The organism is Salinifilum aidingensis (assembly GCF_054782015.1).
Genome location: NZ_BAAGTH010000011.1, coordinates 58,600 through 76,266 on the forward strand (window position 1 = coordinate 58,600; position 17,667 = coordinate 76,266).

Genomic DNA, 17,667 nt, shown 5'->3' on the forward strand with positions numbered 1-17,667 from the left:
CCACCTGAGCCCCGCGGCGGTGCCCGCTGGACGAGGTCGCGGCCCGGCGCCGGCCCAGTGGGTCCCAGCTGCCGGGCGGGCTCAGATGTCGGGCGGGCGGTTCTCGAACGGGGTCGACAGCACCACGGTCGTGCGGGTGGACACCTTCGCCGCCTCCCGGATCTGGCGCAGCAGCTCCTCCAACCCCTGCGGCGAGGCCACGCGCACCCGCAGGATGTAGGACTCGTCGCCGGCGACCGAGTAGCACGACTCGATCTCCGGCAGGTGCCGCAGCCGGTCCGGGTAGTCGTCCGGGGCGGCCGGGTCGGTCGGGGTGAGCGAGATGAACGCCGTCAGCGGCAGGCCGATCTGCTCACCGTCCACTTCGGCCGCGTACCCGCGCAGCGCCCCGCGCTGCTCCAGCCGCCGGACGCGCTGGTGCACCGCGGAGACGCTGAGCCCGACCCGCTCGGCGAGGTCCGTGAAGCTGCACCGCCCGTCGTGGGCCAGTTCCCGCAGGATCGCCCGGTCGGTCGGTTCCAGCTCCCCGGACGCGTTCGGCGTCTTGTCGCTCACGCGTCGAGCACCACCAACTCGTGCGGCTGGTTGTTCACGCTCTCCGCGCCGTCGGCGGTGACCAGCACGATGTCCTCGATGCGGGCGCCCCAGCGGCCCTGCTGGTAGATGCCCGGTTCGATGCTGAAGGCCATGCCGGGCTCCAAGGAGAGGTCGTTGCCGCCGACGATGTAGGGCTCCTCGTGCACGTCCAGCCCGATGCCGTGCCCGGTGCGGTGCACGAAGTGCTCGCCGAAACCGGCCTCGGCGATCGGTCGGCGGGCGGCCTCGTCGACGTCCTCGGCGCTCGCGCCGGGGAGCACCGCCTGCACCGCGGCCCGTTGCGCGGCTTCGAGCACCGCGTAGGTCCCGCGCACGTCCTCCTGGGCGGGGTCGCCGATCGCGTAGGTGCGCGTGCAGTCCGAGTTGTACCCCTCGGGCGTGGGACCGCCGATGTCGACGACGACCACATCGCCGCGCTCGAGCACCCGCTCGGACAGCGCGTGGTGCGGGCTGGCCCCGTTCGGCCCGGAGCCGACGATGACGAACTCGGCCTCGCGGTGGCCCTCCGCTTCGATCGCCGCGGTGATGTCCGCACCGGCCTGCGCCTCGGTGCGCCCCGGGCGCAGGAACTCGCCCATGCGCGCGTGCACCCTGTCGATGGCGGCACCGGCGGTGCGCAGGGCCTCCAGCTCCGCGGGATCCTTGCGCATGCGCAGGTGGCGCAGCACCGGCCCGGCCAGCACCTGCTCGGCCCCCGGCAGCGCCGAACGCAGCGGCAGGGCGTGCAGCGCGGGCATGGCGTCGGCCACCGCGACCCGCCGCGGGGTGTTCCCGCCGCGGTGCAGCAGATCGGTGACGATGCCGTGCGGGTCCTGCCCGTCCACCCAGGTCACCATCTCCACGCCGAGCTGCTGGGCGGGCACGTCGGCGTAGCCGAGCTCCTCCAGCTTGGGCAGCACCAGCGCGGGCGCGGCCTCGACCCCCGCGGCCGGCACCACCAGGCAGCTGAGGCGCTCGAACGACTCGCCGGCCGCGCCGACCAGGTAGCGCAGGTCCGAGCCGGGGGTGATCAGCAGCGCGTCCAGGTCGGCGCGCGCGGCGGCCTCGGCCGCCCGGTTCAGGCGCGCCGCCAGCGCGCTCGTGGAGTTCGGGCTGTCGTGCATGCTGGCCATGGTCGCCAGCGTAGCCGCAGGGACGCATCTTCCGGGCACGGGTGCCTCGGCGGCCGCGTGCGCGCCGTGGCAGGCTGAACACCCGTGACAGGTGCGCTCATGCTCGTCGACTCGGCGGGACTGTGGTTCCGCTCGTACTACGCGCTGCCGGATTCGCTGACGGCACCGGACGGCACGCCGGTGAACGCGGTGCGCGGGTTCTGCGACATGCTCGGCAGGCTGCTGACCGAGCAGCGGCCCGCGCGCGTGGTGGCCTGCTTGGACGAGGACTGGCGTCCCGCCTTCCGCGTGGCCGCACTGCCCTCCTACAAGGCCCACCGCGTCGCCGAGGAGGACGCCGCGGCCGAGGAGGTCCCGGATGCGCTCGGGCCGCAGATCCCGGTGATCCTCGAGGTGCTCGCCGCGGCGGGCATCGCCACCGCCGAGGCCCAGGGCTACGAGGCCGACGACGTGATCGGCACGCTCGCCGAGCGGGAGCGCAGCGCACCGGTCGACGTGGTCACCGGCGACCGCGACCTGTTCCAGCTGGTGCGCGCCGAGCCCTCGCCGGTGCGGGTGCGCTACGTCGGCGCGGGGCTGTCCAAGGCCCAGGACTACGGCCCGGCGGAGCTCGCCGAGCGCTACGGGCTGACCACCGCCCGGGCCGGGGCGGACTACGCGGACGTGGCGGTGCTGCGCGGCGACCCGTCCGACGGGCTGCCGGGCGTGGCCGGTGTCGGGGAGAAGACCGCGGCGCGGCTGATCACCGAGTTCGGCTCGCTGGAGGCGCTGCTGGCCGCGGCCGGTGGGCCCGCACCGGCGCGCGCCAGCAGGAGCGCGCTCACCCCCCGGCTGCGGGCGAAGCTCGCCGAAGCCGCCGAGTACCTGGCCGCCGCGCCCTCGGTGGTGCGGGTGGTGCGCGATGCCGACGCGGTCGTCGACCGCGACGACGCGCTGAGCCCCACCGCCGCGGACGACGAGCGCCTCGACGAGCTGAAGCGGCAGTGGGGGCTCGGCGGCAGCATCGACCGGCTGCGCGAGGCGCTGCGCGCCTGCACCTGAGCCGCAACGGCCCCGGAGGCCCTGCTGCGGGCGTCGGCAGGCACGGCTGGCTCGTCCGGACCCGGTGCCGAACGCGCCGCGGCCGACGTGTCGATGGTGCGGAGACGCGACCGCGGGCGCCCGAGGACGCGCGGAACCGGATCCACATCGGACGGTGTATCGAATTGGTCCGAACCGGTGATCGACCGCCGGGGGAGAACTCTGGTTGCATCACCGTTGCGGTACGACCCCGCTGGGGAGGCGAAGTGCGTTCTCGACGACTGGCTCGTTGCTTGGTCGCGATCGGTGCCGTCCTCGCGGTCGGCGGTCCGTCGCTGCCCGCCCAGGCCGCGTCCGCGTCCGTGCCGACCGCGCAGGAGTGCGTCAGGACCCTTCGGTGCAGTTTGGCCGAGTTCGACCGGATGCCGATGTCCCAGCGGGTGCTGTTCGTGCGACTGCTGCAGCGCGAACACGGGGGGCAGTTCGAACCGGACTTCGAACGGTGGGCTGCGATCGCGGGCGTCATGTCCGCCGCGCGCGACCGCGGGCTCGGCGAGCACGGGACGTGGATGTCGGTGGCCAACTCGGGCTTGCTGGAAGCCGTGGAGCGCGCGGTCGCCGCCGCCCGCGACGGCGAGGACACCGGGCCCCGCCCCGGAACCGCGGACAATCCCGGCATCCGGCGGTGGGAGAACTATCTGGTCGACCTGGCCAACGGGCGACTGACCGCCCGACCGGTGCACGACGAGGCCTGGAGCCGCGCCGAACAGGTGTCGCTGGACCACGGGGACCACGTCGCCCGTTCCGACTACCAGATCCGGCCCACCAGCGCCGAAGAGCGGTTCAAGAGGTTCACCGACCTGTACCGCTGGGCGATGCAGAACGAGGACGAACTGCCCGAAGCGCTGGGAACGTTGGCACCGGTGCTGTGGTGGTTCACCGATGTCCGCAACGAGCGGTCCTACCGGTTGAGCGCGGAGATCGCGATGACGGCGTCGTTCGGACCTCCGGGTTTGGACAGCCTGACCGACCTGCTGGCGCGCATCCAGCGCGAATGCCCGGACTGCGTGCGCCCGGCCCCGGCGTGAGGCGCTCCGGCCGGTCGTCGCGGGGTTGGCTACCCCGTCGGCGGACGCGTTCCGCGGAGAACCACTCGCACCGGCCTTCCGCAGCCCGCGCGGCACCCACCCGCGCCTTCGCCGGTCCTCGGGACCACGTGCGGGCTCCCGGCGCCCGCGGTCAGAAGCTCGTGCCGCACCAGGGGGATCGGGCGGTGCGGAACAACGCGTCCGCAGTGGACACCGCGTCGGGGTCGTCGACGGTGACGCGTCCCGCGTCGACCATCCGCGTCATCGACTCCTCGCCGAGGTAGAGCGCGCCCAGAGTGGACACGTCGCACCGCAGCTGCGGCGCCTCGGCGCACCGCCATGCGCCGTCCGGGCCGATCCGGTAGCAGCCGCCGTTCTCCGGCAGGAACGGGTCGTCGACCGCGAGGAGCACCGGCTCGCCCGCCGCGTACGACCGGGCGCGCAGCGCGGCCTCCACGTCCACCAGCCGCAGCCACAGGTCGTCGTCGAGGCGCGTGGTGCGGCACTCGCGGTGGTCGGTCAGCCACCACTCCAGCGGCTCGTCGAGCGGGCGCGCCGCCGCGACCACGACGTCGGACAGGTCCACCCCGAGCAGGAACTCCCACAACCCGGCCGCGGCGCGGGCGTCCGGCGCCTGGAAGTCGAGCACGCGCAGCGTGGTCTCCCCGCTGTCGAAGCGGTGGTCGACCGAGACCGGCTCGTAGGACGCGAAGCCGTCCGCGGCGCCCGACTGGTCGCGGTGCACCGCGGTGGCCGCGGCCGCGCTCCGGTGGCCGAGCGCGTGGGTCCACCAGGCGGCGGGCCGCTCGATCATGCCGGGGCGTTCGCCCCCGATCCGGCGGTAGGCCTCGGGCAAGACCTCCGCCACCTCCTCCGGCGGCACCAGGTCCACGCGTCCGCCGCTCGGGGCGGTGGCGGCCGTGCGCGCGGTGCGCGCGTCCACCTGCACGCGGCGGCTCCGCGTGGCCAGTCCGTAGCCGAAGCGCTCGTAGATCCCCGTTTCCGAGGCGTGCAGCACCGCCACCGGTTCCCCGGTCCGGCGGGCGTCGTCCAGCTGCCGCCGCATCAGCGCGCGCAGCACGCCGCGCCGCGTGCGGTCCGGGCGCACACCGACCCCGGTGACCGCCGCGGCGGCGAGGCTCCCGCCGGGAACGGTCAGCTCCGCCCGGGTCGACCGCGCCGTCCCGGCCAGTTCCCCGTCGAGGAACCCGCCCAGCACGCGGCCCGGCTCGTGCAGCGGTCGCACCCGCTCCCACTGCGCGTCGCTCGGCGCCGCCACGTGGAGCGTCCGCATGAACAGCCCGTTGGCCTCGCGGAAGCGCCGCTCCTCCAGCACCTGCACATCGGCGTCCCTCACGCCGACGATCCTGCCCGCGGCGGCGATCGGTGTCCACGACGGGTCGCAAGGCTCACTTCGGGTGCCCGACCTCGTAGACACCGCGGTCGTTCTTGACCGAGATCGTCACCACCTGCGTCTCCCCGCCGATGCGCACCCGGCAGTCGAACTGGTGGCCCGCTGCGACGCGCTGCCCGGACGGGCAGCGCACCTGCTCGACGTCGCCGATCCGGTACGAGTCGCGCAGCGTCTGCGCGATCCCCTTCTGCACGCCTGCCACGTCGAACACGGGGCGGACGAACCAGCCCGGGGCGACGAACCCGAGCACCGCCACGACGGCCAGCACCACCGCGGCGGCGCCCCCGCCCAGCAGCCACGGCAGCCGCGCGCGCCCGCGCCGCGGGCGTTCCGGCCCCGGTCCCGCGGGGGCGCCTCCCGGGCCCGCGGAGGCCCCGGGACCCGGGTCCTCCCCGGGCGGGGCGGCCGGCACGGGGCGGTGCTGCGGCGGCTGCCACTGCGCCCCCCACTGCGGCTGTTGCGGGTGCTGGCCCGGCGGCGGTTGCGGGGCCGGCTGCGGTGGTTGCTGCTGCGCGGGCTGCGGTCCGGACCCGGGCTGCTGCCCGGACGCGGGGTGCTGCTGCGGGTACTGCTGGGGCTGTGCCCGCGGTGCGCTCTCGTTCTGCGGGGCAGTCCCCGGCGCCTGCTGCGACTGGCCCGCCGGCTGCGGGAACGGCGGCGCCTGCTGCGGCTGGGGCTGCTGCGGCGGCCAGGAGGTCGGTCCGCCCTGCCAGGCCGGCTGCCCGGGAGGCGGGCCGTACGGGCTGGACATGCGCACCTCCGGATGCTCGCTGGCACTCACCCGAGCACGTCACCGCGCGCCCGGGACCCGCGCGCGCGGTGACGCGACAGGGGTGATCAAACCACACCGGCCGGCCGGCGCCCGCGGCCACCGGGGCGGGGTGCGCGCTCGAGGCCGCTACATCCGGGTGGTGTGCTGGGGCAGGATGTAGAGCGTGACGCGCTCGTCGCCGGGCTGGTGGTAGGGGTACTCCTCCTGCCCGAGGTACTTCTGGGCCAAGCTGTTGATGAAGGCGTTGTCCGAATCGTCCTCGAAACGCTCCACGCGACCGCGGATTTCCAGGTAGCGGTACGGGTTGTCGGGGTCCGTGACCGAGAGCGCCACGCGGGGGTCGCGTTGCAGGTTGCGGTACTTCTGCCGCCCCGTGGTCTGGCTGATCTTGATGAACTCGCCGTCGGTGTCGTACCAGACCGGGGTGGACTGCGGTTCGCCGCCGGGGCCGAGCGTGGCCACGTGGACGAATCCCGGCTTGTCGAGCAGGTCGGCGTGACTGCTGGGAATGCTCATCTGGGATTTCCTCGCTGTCGGTGCTCCGATTGGCCCTCCGCGGAGGAGTGAACCACGCCTGCGAGCCGGTCACGGCCCTGGACACGCCGGCCGCGCGGAAGACACCCGCTCGAGCCACCAGCACGACGGCGGGCGGTGGCACGTCCCCGACCGGAACCCCGGGTCACGCCGAACCGGCGGCCACCACGCCGCGGCGCACCGCGTTGACCGCGTACCGCGCCGCCTCCCCCACAGGGTCCTCGGTGCCGCAGACCACGCGGATCTGGTCCAGCAGGTCCACGACCTGCCGGCACCACCGCACGAAGTCACCGGCGGAGAGCTCCCCCGCCTCGTCGACGAGCACCGTCTCCAGCTCGGCCCCGCTGGCCCAGGCGTGGACGGCGGTGGCGAAACCCGCGTCGGGCTCGCGCGTGCGCTCGATCTTGTGCCGCTGCTCGTCCTCCGACAGCTGCGCCCACACCCGGTGGGTCGCCAGCAGCGCGTCGTGCACCGCGTCGTTCGGCGGCCGCGGGGTGCTCACCGCCTCCCGCCGCGACTCGTAGACGAGCGCGGAGACCACGGAGGCCAGCTCGGCCGGCTCCAACCCGTTCCACACGCCCTCGCGCAGGCACTCGGCGGCGAGCAGGTCCGATTCGCTGTACAGCCGCGCGAGCCGCTTCCCGTGCGGCGTGACCGGCTCCGCCGTCTCGTCCGGGCGCAGGTAGTCCCGCTCGGACAGCAATCCGAGGATCCGGTCGAACGAGCGCGCCAGCGAGTGCGTCGTGGCCGCGACCTTCCGGCGCAGCTGCTCGGTGTCCTGGTTCAGCCGGTCGTGGCGCTCCGCCCACCGGGCGTGCGTCTCCCGCTCGGGGCAGGAGTGGCACGGGTGCTCCCGCATCCGGCGCCGCAGGTCCTGCAGCTCCTCGTCGTCGGCCGCCTCCGCCCGGCGCCGCCGGTTGCGCTTGGTCGGCGCGACGATGCCCGACTCGCGCAGCGCGCCCGCCACGCTGCGCTTGGCCTTCGGCGAGCGGGTGTCGACGAACTTCGGCACCGTGATCCGGCCGAGCGCCTCCACCGGGGCGGGGAAGTCCGCGACGTTGAGCCGCCCCGCCCAGCGGTCCTCGGTGACCACGAGCGGGCGCGGCTCGTGCATGCGGTCCACCCCCGGGTCGAGGACCACGGCCAGACCGGAGCGGCGGCCGGAGCGCACCGCGATGACATCGCCCTTGCGCAGCTTCTCCAGCGACTTCGCCGTCTCCGCGCGGTCGTCGGACCGCTTGTCCTTGGCCAGCTGCTTCTCGCGCTCGCCGATGCGCTTGCGCAGCTGGAAGTACTCGCTGAAGTCACCTTCGTCGCAGTGCATGGCCTCGGCGTAGCCGTTGAGCGCCTCGGTGTTGCGCTCGACCTTGCGCGACTGGCCCACGACCGAGCGGTCCGCCTGGAACTGGGCGAAGGACTGCTCGAGCAGGTCCCGCGCCGCCCGGCGGCCCACCCGGCCCACCAGGTTGACGGCCATGTTGTAGCCGGGGCGGAACGACGAGCGCAGCGGGTAGGTCCGCGTCGAGGCCAGCCCGGCGACGTGCTTCGGGTCGACCCCGGGCTGCCACAGCACGACCGCGTGGCCCTCCACGTCGATGCCGCGCCGCCCGGCCCGGCCGGTCAGCTGGGTGTACTCGCCCGGGCTGAGGTCCACGTGCGCCTCGCCGTTGAACTTGACCAGGCGCTCCAGCACGACGGTCTTGGCCGGCATGTTGATGCCCAGCGCCAGGGTTTCGGTGGCGAAGACCGCCTTGACCAGGCCGCGGACGAACAGCTCCTCGACCGTCTCCTTGAACGCGGGCAGCAGCCCGGCGTGGTGGGCGGCCACGCCGCGCTCGAGCGCCTCGCGCCACTCCCAGTAGCCGAGGACTTCCAGGTCCGCGTCCGGCAGCGAGGAGGTGTACTCGTCGACGACCTCGCGGATCTCGTCGACCTCCTCCGGCGTGGTCAGCCGCAGCCCGGAGCGCGCGCACTGCGAGACGGCCGCGTCGCAGCCGGCGCGGCTGAAGATGAACACGATCGCGGGCAGCAGCTCCCGGTCGTACAACCGCCGCAGCACGTCCACCCGCGACGGCGGCTGGAACCGGCGGGGCCGGGGCTTGCGGTACTTGTCCTTCGGCCCGCCCCGGCCGCGCGGTGGCGTGTGCGTGCGGGTGAGCTCCTGCGCGTGCCGCAGCAGCTTCGGGTTGACCCGCAGCTCGTGGTCGTCCGTCTCCCCGGCGAAGAGGTCGAACATCCGCCCGCCGACGAGCACGTGCTGCCACAGCGGAACCGGGCGGTGCTCCTCGACGACGACGGTGGTCTCCCCGCGCACCTCCTGCAGCCACTCGCCGAACTCCTCGGCGTTGCTGACCGTGGCCGACAGGCTCGCCACCCGCACGTAGTCGGGCAGGTGCAGGATGACCTCCTCCCACACGGCCCCGCGGAACCGGTCGGCGAGGTAGTGCACCTCGTCCATGACCACGTAGCCCAGCAGGTCCAGGCTGCGCGCCCCGGCGTAGAGCATGTTGCGCAGGACCTCGGTGGTCATCACGACCACCTGGGCCTCGCCGTTGATGGAGGTGTCTCCGGTGAGCAGCCCGACCGCGTCCTCGCCGTAGCGCTCGCACAGGTCGGTGTACTTCTGGTTCGACAGCGCCTTGATCGGCGTGGTGTAGAAGCACTTGCGCCCCTCGGCCAGGGCCAGGTGCACGGCGAACTCGCCGACCACGGTCTTGCCCGCGCCGGTGGGCGCGCACACCAGCACGCCCTGCCCGTCCTCCAGTCCCTGGCAGGCGGTGCGCTGGAAGGGGTCGAGCGGGAAGGACATCGCCCCGGCGAACTCGGCGAGCCGCGGGTGGCTCCGGCGCGTGCGGTGCGCCGCGTACGCCTCGGCCGGGGAGGTCTCATCGGTAACAGTACGGCGGCTTGCCACGTCCCCAGGCTTTCATATCTGCTCGAGCTCGTCGCACCTGCCTGAGCTGCGCAGCACGCTCACCGCGCGTCGGGCGGCGGGGCCGCGCTCGGCAGGCCGGCGGCACCGGCCTGCCGAGCGCGGCGGGCGGTCAGGTGTTCCCGGAGCGGTCGTTCGTCGGGTCGCCGTCCTCGGACTCCATCCGCGAGGGGCGGTGGTCGACCTTCGACGGCTCGTCCGGGGCGAGCCCGGCGAACTCGTCGCGCCGGTGCTTGCGCGCGTCGTGCACGCGGCAGATGAGCAGCGCCGCGAGGAACAGCAGCGACAGCGCCCCGCCCAGCGCGAGCATCGAGAACGGGTCCTGCGGCGTGACGACCGCGGCGAAGGCGAACAGGCCGAGGAGCACCCCGCGCCACCAGTTCTTGAGCTGCTCGTAGCTGAGCACGCCCGCGAAGTTGAGCATCACCACCACCAGTGGCAGCTCGAAGCTCACCCCGAAGACGAGCAGCAGCAGCAGCACGAAGTTGATGTAGTCGCCGCCGGTGAGGGCGGTGAAGAAGCCGTCGCCGCCGAGCCCGACCATGAACTGCAGGCCGACCGGCACGACGTAGTAGGCGAGCACACCGCCCGCGATGAACAGCGCGCTGGCGCAGCCGACGAACACCTGCGCGAAGCGCCGCTCCCGCGCGTACAGCCCCGGTGTGATGAACGACCACAGCTGGTACAACCACACCGGGCTGAGCACCAGCGCGCCCACCGCGATGCCGACCTTCATCCGCAGGAAGAACACTTCGAACGGGCGGGTCTGCAGCAGCTGGCACTCCCCGTTCGGGCTCAGCCGCCAGTCGGACGGCAGCGCGCAGTACGGCCCCAGCAGCAGGTCGTTCAGCGACGGGACGGCGAAGATCGGATGGGTGAACCACCAGAACCCGAACACCGCGCCGACGGCGATCGCGGCCAGCGCAACGCCCAGGCGGTACCGCAGCTCGTAGAGGTGCTCCACGAGCGTCATCGTCCCGTCGGGGTTGTGCCTGCGACCCCAGCGACGGCGGTCCTTGCGGAACGGGTTCAGGCGCGGAAGTGGACTAGCGGCCACCGTGCGTCCCCGTTCGCGTCACTGGTTGTTGGTCGTGTTGTCGCGCTGCTGCTGCTCGTTCGGCGTGACCGGTGGGGCGGAACCGTCACCGGAGGTGAGCTCCGCGTCCGGGCGGTCCGTCCGCTCCGCGGACTCCCGCTTCGCCTTCTCGTCGTCCTCCCGCAGTCCGCGCGCCTCGGCCTTGAAGGCGCGGGCGGACTGACCGAGCGAACGCGCCATCTTCGGCAACTTGGAGGCGCCGAACAGCGCCACCAGTACCAGCACGATGACGACGAGTTCCCAGCCGCCGGGCAAACCCATGTTCTGCAACCTTCCGTGACTGCCTCTCCGCCGACATGCTACGCGGGGAGAGGTCTGCCCCATAGGGCTTCGGCTAGCTCTTCCACCGCTCGGACACCGCGACCCGCAGCGCCGCGGTGCGGGCCTGCAACAGCCCGATGCGCTCGCGCGCACCGGCGGCGACCGCGCGCTGCCCGGTGCGGAACCGGCTCAGCCGGCGCGCGGTGCGCAGCGCGGCCCAGGCGAGCAGCACCAGACCGGCGACCACCAGCACGAGACTCCACACATACGGCACGCGCCCAGCGTAGCGGCCTCAGGTGTCCGGCCGGTGACGCGCCCGTGCCAGCGCGGCCACGGCCCGGTGACGCACCTCCTCGGCCAGCTCGGCCGGTTCCACCACGCGCACCGCACCGCCGAGCCCGAGCAGCAGGCGCACGATCCACGAGCGGTCCGCGTAGCGCATGCGCACCCGCAACCCGCCGCCCTCGCGGTCGGCGAGCACCTCCACCGGGTAGTACTCGGCGATCCAGCGAGCGTCCACGTCCAGGTCGAGCACGGCGCCCGGCTGCTCGGTCACCGCCGGGAACGACCCGGCGGAGACGTCGGTGAACTCGGCCCGCGCGGGCGGCGCGGCGGGCTCGTCCAACCGCCGCACCCCGTCGATGCGGTCCAGGCGGAACAGGCGCACCCCGCCGGCCCGGCGGCACCACGCCTCGAGGTAGTGGTGCCCGTCGAGCAGCAGCATCCGCATCGGGTCGACGGTGCGCTCGCTGATCGCGTCGCGGGAGGCCGTGTAGTAGCGCAGCCACAGCGCCCGCTGCTGCTCGGTGGCCCAGCGCACCGCCTCGCGCACGTCGCCGGCGACCCGGTCGGGCGTGTCCAGCCCGAGCGCGACCCCGCTGGGGCGGGCCTGCCCGACGGCCTCCTCGATCTTCGCGGCGGCCCCGCGCACGGCGGCCGCATCGGCCGCCCCGGGCGTGTCGGCCAGCGCGCGCAGCGCCACCAGCAGCGCGGTGGCTTCCCAGGTGGTCAGCCGCAGCGGGCGGCGCATCCCGGCGTCGAAGGTCACCGTGACCGTGTCGCTGTCGAAGGACAGGTCGATGAGGTCGCCGGGGCCGTAACCGGGCAGACCGCACATCCACAGCAGCTCGAGGTCGCGGCGCAGCTGCTGCTCGGTCACGCCGAAGTCGGCGGCCGCCTCGGCGATGCGGACGCCCGGGTGGTTGAGCAGGTACGGCACGAGCGTGAGCAGCCGCGGCACCCGTTCGGTCGCGCCGGCCGTCATGCGTGCTCCTCCGCGGACCGCACCGCGGCGCGGTGCAGCTCGTCGACCGCCTTGCACAGCGGTTCCGGGGCGAGCACGAGCGCGTCGGGGCCGTAGCCGGCCAGCCACGGCGCCGCCGCCTCCGGCGAGTCCACGTCCAGGTGCAGCACGTCCCCCGCTTCCCCGTCGATCGTCCGCTGCTGCACCACCGCGCCGTGCCGCCGCAGCCCGTGCGCCCGCCCGGCGGCGACCCACACGGCGGCCTGCACGCCGCCGGCGGACTCCCGGTCGCTGCCGGCGACGATCCGCAGCAGGTCCACGTCGGCGGGTTGGCCCACCTGCCCGGCGCGGCCGGTCAGCCGCACGTCGCCGGTGATGCGCGAGAGCCGGAAGCACCGCGCGGCCCGCCGGTCGCGGTCGTGGCCGACGACGTACCAGCGCCCCCGCCAGGAGACCACTCCCCACGGTTCGAGGTGCCGCGCCGCGGCCCGCTGGTCGCCGGGCCGCCGGTAGTCGAAGGTCACCGGCCTGGCCTGCCGCACGGCCGCGACCAGGGGGGACACGGCCGGTTCGCCGCGCACGCGGGGTTCCACCACCGCCGGGGCGTCCTCGTCCACGTCGACCCCGGCCGCGCGCAGCTTGCGCAGACCGCTGCGGGCCGCGGCGGTGAACTCCGGGGCGTCCCACAGCCGCACCGCCACGCCCACGGCCGCGGTCTCCTCCGGTGAGAGGTCGATCTCGCCGAGCTCGTAGTCCCGGCGGGCGATGCGGTAGCCGTCGACCTGCTCGACGATCGAGTTGCGCCCCGTCTCCAGCGGAACCCCCAGGTCGCGCAGCTCCGCCTTGTCCCGCTCGAACATGCGGTAGAACGCCTCGTCGCTGGCGGCGCCGCCGTAGCCGGGCACCGTGGCGCGGATCCGCTCGGCCGTCAGGTACTGCCGCGTGGACAGCAGGCACAGCACCAGGTTCACCAGACGTTCGACGCGCGCGGTGGCCACGCCGCGACGATAGCGCGCCCGGCGCCGGCGGGCGGACGGCACGCCTCCGCCGCTGGACGGCAGGCGGGGTCGCGCGCGTCGCGGGAGGCCCGGCGTGACCACAGGTCCGCCGGGGGCCGCGGAGCCGCTCGGCGGCTTGCGTCGCAGCACCTTCGTCGCCGGCGTCCGCGGAGGCGTTGCCGCCGCGGGTCCCACGTGCCAGCATTCGTTTACGAACCCGTACCGTTAATTTCCGGAGGCGTGATGACCGTCCTGGTGGTGGGCGCAGGCCCTGCCGGCCTGGCGCTCGCCTGCGGGCTCCTCTCCCACGGGGTCGACACCCGGGTGGTGGACCGGGCCGCCCGCCCGGCCACGACGTCGCGGGCGAACATCCTGCACGCGCGCGGAGTGGAAGTGCTCGATCGGCTGGGCGCGCTGCGGGACCTGCCGCAGCGCGCCCAGCGAGCGCTCAGGATCACCCTGCACGCCCGGGACAAACCGCTGGCGACGATCGCCTTCGGCGAGATCGAGGGCCGCCGGATCTCCGCCCTGCTGATCTCCCAGGCCGAGGTCGAGGACGCCCTCCGCCAGCGGTTGGCGGAGCTCGGCGGCCGCGTCGAGTGGGGGCGCGAGCTGGTGGAGTTGCACCAGCACGCGCAGGGCGTGACGGCCACCGTCGGCGGCGAGGAAGTGCGCGCGGACTACGTGGTCGGCTGCGACGGCGCGCACAGCGCCGTCCGCGAGCTCGCCGGCATCGGGTTCCCCGGAACCGGGATGGAGGACCGCTGGTTGCTGGCCGACGTGCTCGCCGATTGGGACCTGGACCGCACCTCCTCCGCCGGCTGGTTCCACACCGACGGGCGGTTCTTCGCCATGCCGATGCCCAGCGAGCACGATGACAAGTGGCGTCTGATGGCCGACGTGCAGGACGACGGCGGCGAGGAGGTCTGCGCCCGCCTGGCCCGGCTGCTGCCGCAACGCACCGGCCACGCCGAGGCTCGGCTGCGCACCGCGCTGTGGACCTCGGAGTTCCGCATCAACCGCCGGCTCGCCGCGGACTACCGCTCCGGACGCGTGCTGCTGTCCGGGGACGCCGCGCACATCCACAGCCCGTTCGGCGGTCAGGGCATGAACACCGGCATCGGCGACGCGGAGAACCTCGCCTTCAAACTGGCCCTGGTGGTCCGCGGCCGGGCGGACGTCGCGCTGCTGGACACCTACCGGGCCGAACGCCGCCCGCTGGCGGAGTACGTGCTGCGTGCGACCACCGCCAACACCAAGCTCCTCCTCGCCGACAACCCGGCGGCCCGGCTGCTGCGCAACGCGGTGCTGCGGCTCTCGGCGATCCCGTTCGTGCAGCGGCAGATGACCTGGCAGGCCTCGCAGCTGTCCATCAACTACCGGAAGGGACCGCTCGGTTCTCCCCGCGGTCGGCGCCCGAGGCCGGGCGACCGGGTCCCGGACCTGCCGTGCCGGGACGCCGAGGGCCGCCCCACCCGGTTGCACGCCGAACTCCGCGGTCGCTGGGCACTGCTGTCCCCCACCGGCCGCGCAGCGGCCGATCCGCTCGGAGGCTCCGCCGTCAGCTTGGTCCCGGAACGCCCCGCGCGGGAGACCTGGCTGGTCCGCCCGGACGCGCACCTGGCCTGGCGCGGCACCGACCCCGCCGGACCCGACCGTTGGCTGTCCACCGCGCTGCGCACGGGACGGGCGCCATGAGCGAAACCTCCCGCGGGCGCCCCAGGGATCCCGGGGCGGACGAGGCGATCCTGCAGGCCGCGCTCGACCTCTTCCTCGAGGGCGGCGTCGAGGGGACCAGCATCGAGGGCGTCGCCAGGCGCGCCGGCGTCGGCAAGCTGACGATCTACCGGCGGTGGTCGTCCAAAGAGGACCTGTTGGCTGCGGCGATCGAGCACGCCCGCGACGTGATCCCGGACCTCGCACCGGAGAACGTCGACGTCCCGCTGCCCGAGCTGGTCGAGGGGAGACTTCCAGTGCTGGCCGCGGCGCTGGCCGAACCCCGCGTGCGCGCGATGGTCGCCCGCGTCTTCGGCGCCGCCACCAGCCATCCCGAGCTCGTGGCGGTGTACTGGGACCACTACGTCGCACCTCGTCGGCGGGCCGTGCGCGCACTGCTGGACAAGGCCCAGGCGGACGGAACGCTCGACACCGTCGAGGACCCGGACGTGCTCATCGACATGATGGTCGGTGCGGTGCTCTTCCGACTGCTCCAGCCCGAGCCGCTCGGTGCGGGCGAAGCGCACGAGTACCTGGCCTCGGTGTACCGCCGGGCCGGACTGCTGCGCTGAATCCGCGCCGGTTCCGGAACCGACGGCGCGGCGCGGGACTCGGCTACCGGACTGCGTCGGCCCGGTCCAGGATCTCCTGCACCACCGCGGCCTTGGCGTCGGCGTAGTGCTGCACGTGCCGCCACACGTGCCCGGCCAACTCGCGCTTGACGCGCGCGTAGGCCTCCCGGTCGGCCTCGTCCGCCCTGAGCCGGTCGCGGAAGCGCACCATCCGTTCGGCCTCGGCCGCACCGGAGCTGAACACGTGCAGGTTGACGTCCGTGTCCGGACCCTTGAACAAGCGGTGCTCGAACCAGTCGGGCTCGCGGATGCGCAGCACGTAGCCGGCGGCTCCGAGGGCGGGCGCGTACGAGGGCTCGTCGGCCGGATCCGGCACTTCCAGCAGGACGTCGATGACCGGTTTGGCCGGCAGCCCGGCGACGGCGGTCGAACCGACGTGCTCGACCCGCACCGCGGTCCGCCCCAGCGCGCCCCTGATCCGCTCGGCTTCGCGCCGGAAGAGCCGCGACCACTCCGGGTCGTGGTCCACGAGGGCGATCGTGCCCGCGTGCGGCACCACCTCGCCCGCGGTGACCTGCTGGATCTCCTCGTCGCTGCGACCCGCGCCACCGGGTCCGTCCACGTTCGACACGAGCACCACCTCTCCCCCGAGAACCGCCCCGGTGCAGGGCCTTTCAGCCTACCCCGCGGCGGGGATCTCCGGCTCGGCGGAAGCCCTTCCGCTCGGCGCCAACGCACTCCGCGCGCGCAACACCCGGTACCGACATCACTCCCCCCTCGCAGGAGCGGGACGGAGGTGCCCACTGGGCCGGGCGCTCGGGGCGCACCCGAGACCGGTGGGGCGCTGCCGCGGCACGGACGCGGCGCCGGCTACCTCACCACCCGGGGCAGTGGGACGCCTTCCTCGAAGCGGTGAAGACCGGGGAGTTCCACGGCTGTCCGCCCGGGCGGGGACTCCGCCAACCGGACGGCGCGCCTCCGCGGGGAGTCCCCGCGGAGATCCACGGGCGTCTAGGCTGGCGGCATGTCCGAACCCGTGCTGCTCATCACCGGAGCTTCCCGCGGCATCGGCGAGGCCGCAGCGCGCCTGGCGGCCTCCTCCGGCTACCGGGTGGCGCTGCTGTCCCGCTCGGTGGAAGCGCTGAGCGCGCTCGTCGACGAGCTGGGATCCGACCGCGCTGCGGCCTGGCCCTGCGACGTGACCGACTGGGCGAGCCTGACCACCGCGATCGCCGAGGCGGAGTCCCGCTTCGGCCGGCTCGACGCCGTGTTCGGCAACGCCGGCACGAACGCGCCGACCTCCTTCCTCGACGAGGAGGGCGTCGAGCCGCAGCAGTGGCGCGAGCTCGTGCTCACCAACGTGCTCGGCGCCGCGCTGACCGCCCGGGCCGCGCTGCCAGCGCTCACGCGGGCGCGCGGGCACCTGCTGCTCACCGGCTCCAACGCGGGCCGCGGCACCCGCCCGGGAAGCCTGTACTCCGCGACCAAGTGGGCCGTGACCGGCATGGCGCAGAACATCCGCGCCGAGTGCGTCGGCACCGGCGTGCGCGTCACCCTGCTGCAGCCCGGCATGGTCGAAACCGACATGACCGCCGCGCGGCAGGGCGTGCCGAAGCTGCGCGCCGCGGACGTCGCCGGCGCTGCGCTGTACGCGCTGGGCCAACCCGACAGCGTCGACGTCAACGAGATCACCATCCGCCCCACCGGGCAGGACCCCGAGCGCTGAGGGCGGTCGGGCGCAGCTGGTCCGGCAGCGCGGCGCAAGCCGCGGCAGCACGCCACGACGTTCCCGCTGCACGAGCGGGACGCGTCGGAAGCCCCGCCCGCCGAGGCCTGGACGGCCGGGGACGCCACCCGGGTAGGGCAGCTGCCGCCGGCACCAGGACCTACAGCTCGATGAGCGCGGCCGCCCGAGCGGAAGGCGAGCAGGCCAAGACCGAAGCCCAGACGGCGAAGTTCGCAACACAGCACGCGAAGCACACCACCAGCGGCGGCGCGCAACGGTAACCGCACGGAAGGTTCCAGCCATGCCGCACGACCTGACCCACCGCACCCGATCGTGGCTGCGCACCACCGTCCCCGTCGTGTGGGCGGCGATCATCGACAGCAGCGGAGCCCTCGCCGCCCCCGACTGGATCACCGCCCGTTCGGCGGGGCCGCCGAGACGGTCTCGGTGGCGGCCGTACTCGCCCTCATCTACCCCGCGCTGCGTACGCTCGAGCCGCACATGCCGTCGGTGCTGACCCGCGTTCTGCTGGGCAGCGGCGTGTCTCCGGTGTACGCGCCGACGCGGCCCGGCCGGTGAAACCTGC

Annotated in this window: 17 protein-coding genes; 5 read left to right on the forward strand and 12 right to left on the reverse strand. The window is 74.1% G+C overall.

Annotated features, from left to right (window positions below; genetic code table 11):
• Positions 1–81: 81 nt before the first annotated feature.
• Positions 82–555 (reverse strand): Lrp/AsnC family transcriptional regulator, encoded by a 474-nt coding sequence (locus ACYVJE_RS15565; protein ID WP_459156379.1) that lies wholly within the window; start codon positions 553–555, stop codon positions 82–84.
• The gene (locus tag ACYVJE_RS15570; protein WP_461145030.1) at positions 552–1,709 is read right to left on the reverse strand and encodes a M24 family metallopeptidase; all 1,158 of its coding nucleotides are present in this window, start codon (positions 1,707–1,709) and stop codon (positions 552–554) included. The genes ACYVJE_RS15565 and ACYVJE_RS15570 overlap by 4 nt, the downstream gene beginning before the upstream one ends.
• A 99-nt stretch (positions 1,710–1,808) precedes the next feature.
• Here ACYVJE_RS15570 and ACYVJE_RS15575 point away from each other — a divergent pair, with 99 nt between their 5' ends.
• Entirely contained in the window at positions 1,809–2,750 is a 942-nt protein-coding gene (locus tag ACYVJE_RS15575; protein WP_461145128.1) for a 5'-3' exonuclease, read from the forward strand.
• A gap of 383 nt (positions 2,751–3,133) precedes the next feature.
• Positions 3,134–3,817 carry a hypothetical protein gene (locus tag ACYVJE_RS15580; RefSeq protein WP_461145031.1) on the forward strand — a complete coding sequence of 228 codons (684 nt, stop codon included), beginning with the start codon at positions 3,134–3,136 and terminating at the stop codon, positions 3,815–3,817.
• Between the two features lie 151 nt (positions 3,818–3,968).
• Here ACYVJE_RS15580 and ACYVJE_RS15585 read toward each other — a convergent pair whose 3' ends face one another.
• The 9 genes from ACYVJE_RS15585 to ACYVJE_RS15625 all read right to left on the reverse strand — a co-directional run bounded on the left by ACYVJE_RS15585 (position 3,969) and on the right by ACYVJE_RS15625 (position 13,067).
• Positions 3,969–5,174: a GNAT family N-acetyltransferase gene (locus ACYVJE_RS15585; protein WP_461145032.1), complete on the reverse strand. Its 1,206-nt coding sequence runs from the start codon at positions 5,172–5,174 to the stop codon at positions 3,969–3,971.
• 52 nt (positions 5,175–5,226) lie between these two features.
• Positions 5,227–5,982, reverse strand: coding sequence for a DUF4333 domain-containing protein (locus ACYVJE_RS15590; RefSeq protein WP_461145033.1), 756 nt, complete (start codon positions 5,980–5,982; stop codon positions 5,227–5,229).
• A 147-nt stretch (positions 5,983–6,129) separates the two neighbouring features.
• Positions 6,130–6,519: a PPOX class F420-dependent oxidoreductase gene (locus ACYVJE_RS15595; RefSeq protein WP_461145034.1), complete on the reverse strand. Its 390-nt coding sequence runs from the start codon at positions 6,517–6,519 to the stop codon at positions 6,130–6,132.
• Between the two features lie 163 nt (positions 6,520–6,682).
• Positions 6,683–9,451, reverse strand: a complete 2,769-nt coding sequence (locus ACYVJE_RS15600) for a DEAD/DEAH box helicase (RefSeq protein WP_461145035.1) — start codon at positions 9,449–9,451, stop codon at positions 6,683–6,685.
• Positions 9,452–9,581: 130 nt separating this feature from the next.
• The gene (gene tatC, locus ACYVJE_RS15605; protein WP_461145036.1) at positions 9,582–10,526 is read right to left on the reverse strand and encodes a twin-arginine translocase subunit TatC; all 945 of its coding nucleotides are present in this window, start codon (positions 10,524–10,526) and stop codon (positions 9,582–9,584) included.
• 18 nt (positions 10,527–10,544) lie between these two features.
• Entirely contained in the window at positions 10,545–10,826 is a 282-nt protein-coding gene (gene tatA / locus ACYVJE_RS15610) for a Sec-independent protein translocase subunit TatA (protein ID WP_459156387.1), read from the reverse strand.
• A 73-nt stretch (positions 10,827–10,899) separates the two neighbouring features.
• A complete protein-coding gene (locus tag ACYVJE_RS15615) occupies positions 10,900–11,100 on the reverse strand; it encodes a bacteriophage holin (RefSeq protein ID WP_459156388.1) in 201 nt (66 codons plus the stop codon).
• An 18-nt stretch (positions 11,101–11,118) separates the two neighbouring features.
• The gene (locus ACYVJE_RS15620; RefSeq protein ID WP_461145037.1) at positions 11,119–12,090 is read right to left on the reverse strand and encodes a helix-turn-helix transcriptional regulator; all 972 of its coding nucleotides are present in this window, start codon (positions 12,088–12,090) and stop codon (positions 11,119–11,121) included.
• On the reverse strand, positions 12,087–13,067 hold the full coding sequence (locus tag ACYVJE_RS15625; protein WP_459156390.1) for a helix-turn-helix transcriptional regulator: 981 nt from the start codon (positions 13,065–13,067) through the stop codon (positions 12,087–12,089). The genes ACYVJE_RS15620 and ACYVJE_RS15625 overlap by 4 nt, the downstream gene beginning before the upstream one ends.
• A gap of 243 nt (positions 13,068–13,310) precedes the next feature.
• On the opposite strand from ACYVJE_RS15625, the gene ACYVJE_RS15630 reads away from it, so the two are divergent.
• Both ACYVJE_RS15630 and ACYVJE_RS15635 read left to right on the forward strand, forming a co-directional pair.
• Positions 13,311–14,765 (forward strand): FAD-dependent monooxygenase, encoded by a 1,455-nt coding sequence (locus ACYVJE_RS15630; RefSeq protein WP_461145038.1) that lies wholly within the window; start codon positions 13,311–13,313, stop codon positions 14,763–14,765.
• Positions 14,762–15,355, forward strand: coding sequence for a TetR/AcrR family transcriptional regulator (locus tag ACYVJE_RS15635; protein ID WP_461145039.1), 594 nt, complete (start codon positions 14,762–14,764; stop codon positions 15,353–15,355). The genes ACYVJE_RS15630 and ACYVJE_RS15635 overlap by 4 nt, the downstream gene beginning before the upstream one ends.
• 43 nt (positions 15,356–15,398) lie before the next feature.
• On the opposite strand, the gene ACYVJE_RS15640 is transcribed toward ACYVJE_RS15635, so the two are convergent.
• A complete protein-coding gene (locus ACYVJE_RS15640; RefSeq protein ID WP_461145040.1) occupies positions 15,399–15,986 on the reverse strand; it encodes a GrpB family protein in 588 nt (195 codons plus the stop codon).
• 393 nt (positions 15,987–16,379) lie between these two features.
• Here ACYVJE_RS15640 and ACYVJE_RS15645 point away from each other — a divergent pair, with 393 nt between their 5' ends.
• Entirely contained in the window at positions 16,380–17,081 is a 702-nt protein-coding gene (locus tag ACYVJE_RS15645) for an SDR family oxidoreductase (protein WP_461145041.1), read from the forward strand.
• The last annotated feature ends 586 nt before the right edge of the window (positions 17,082–17,667 follow it).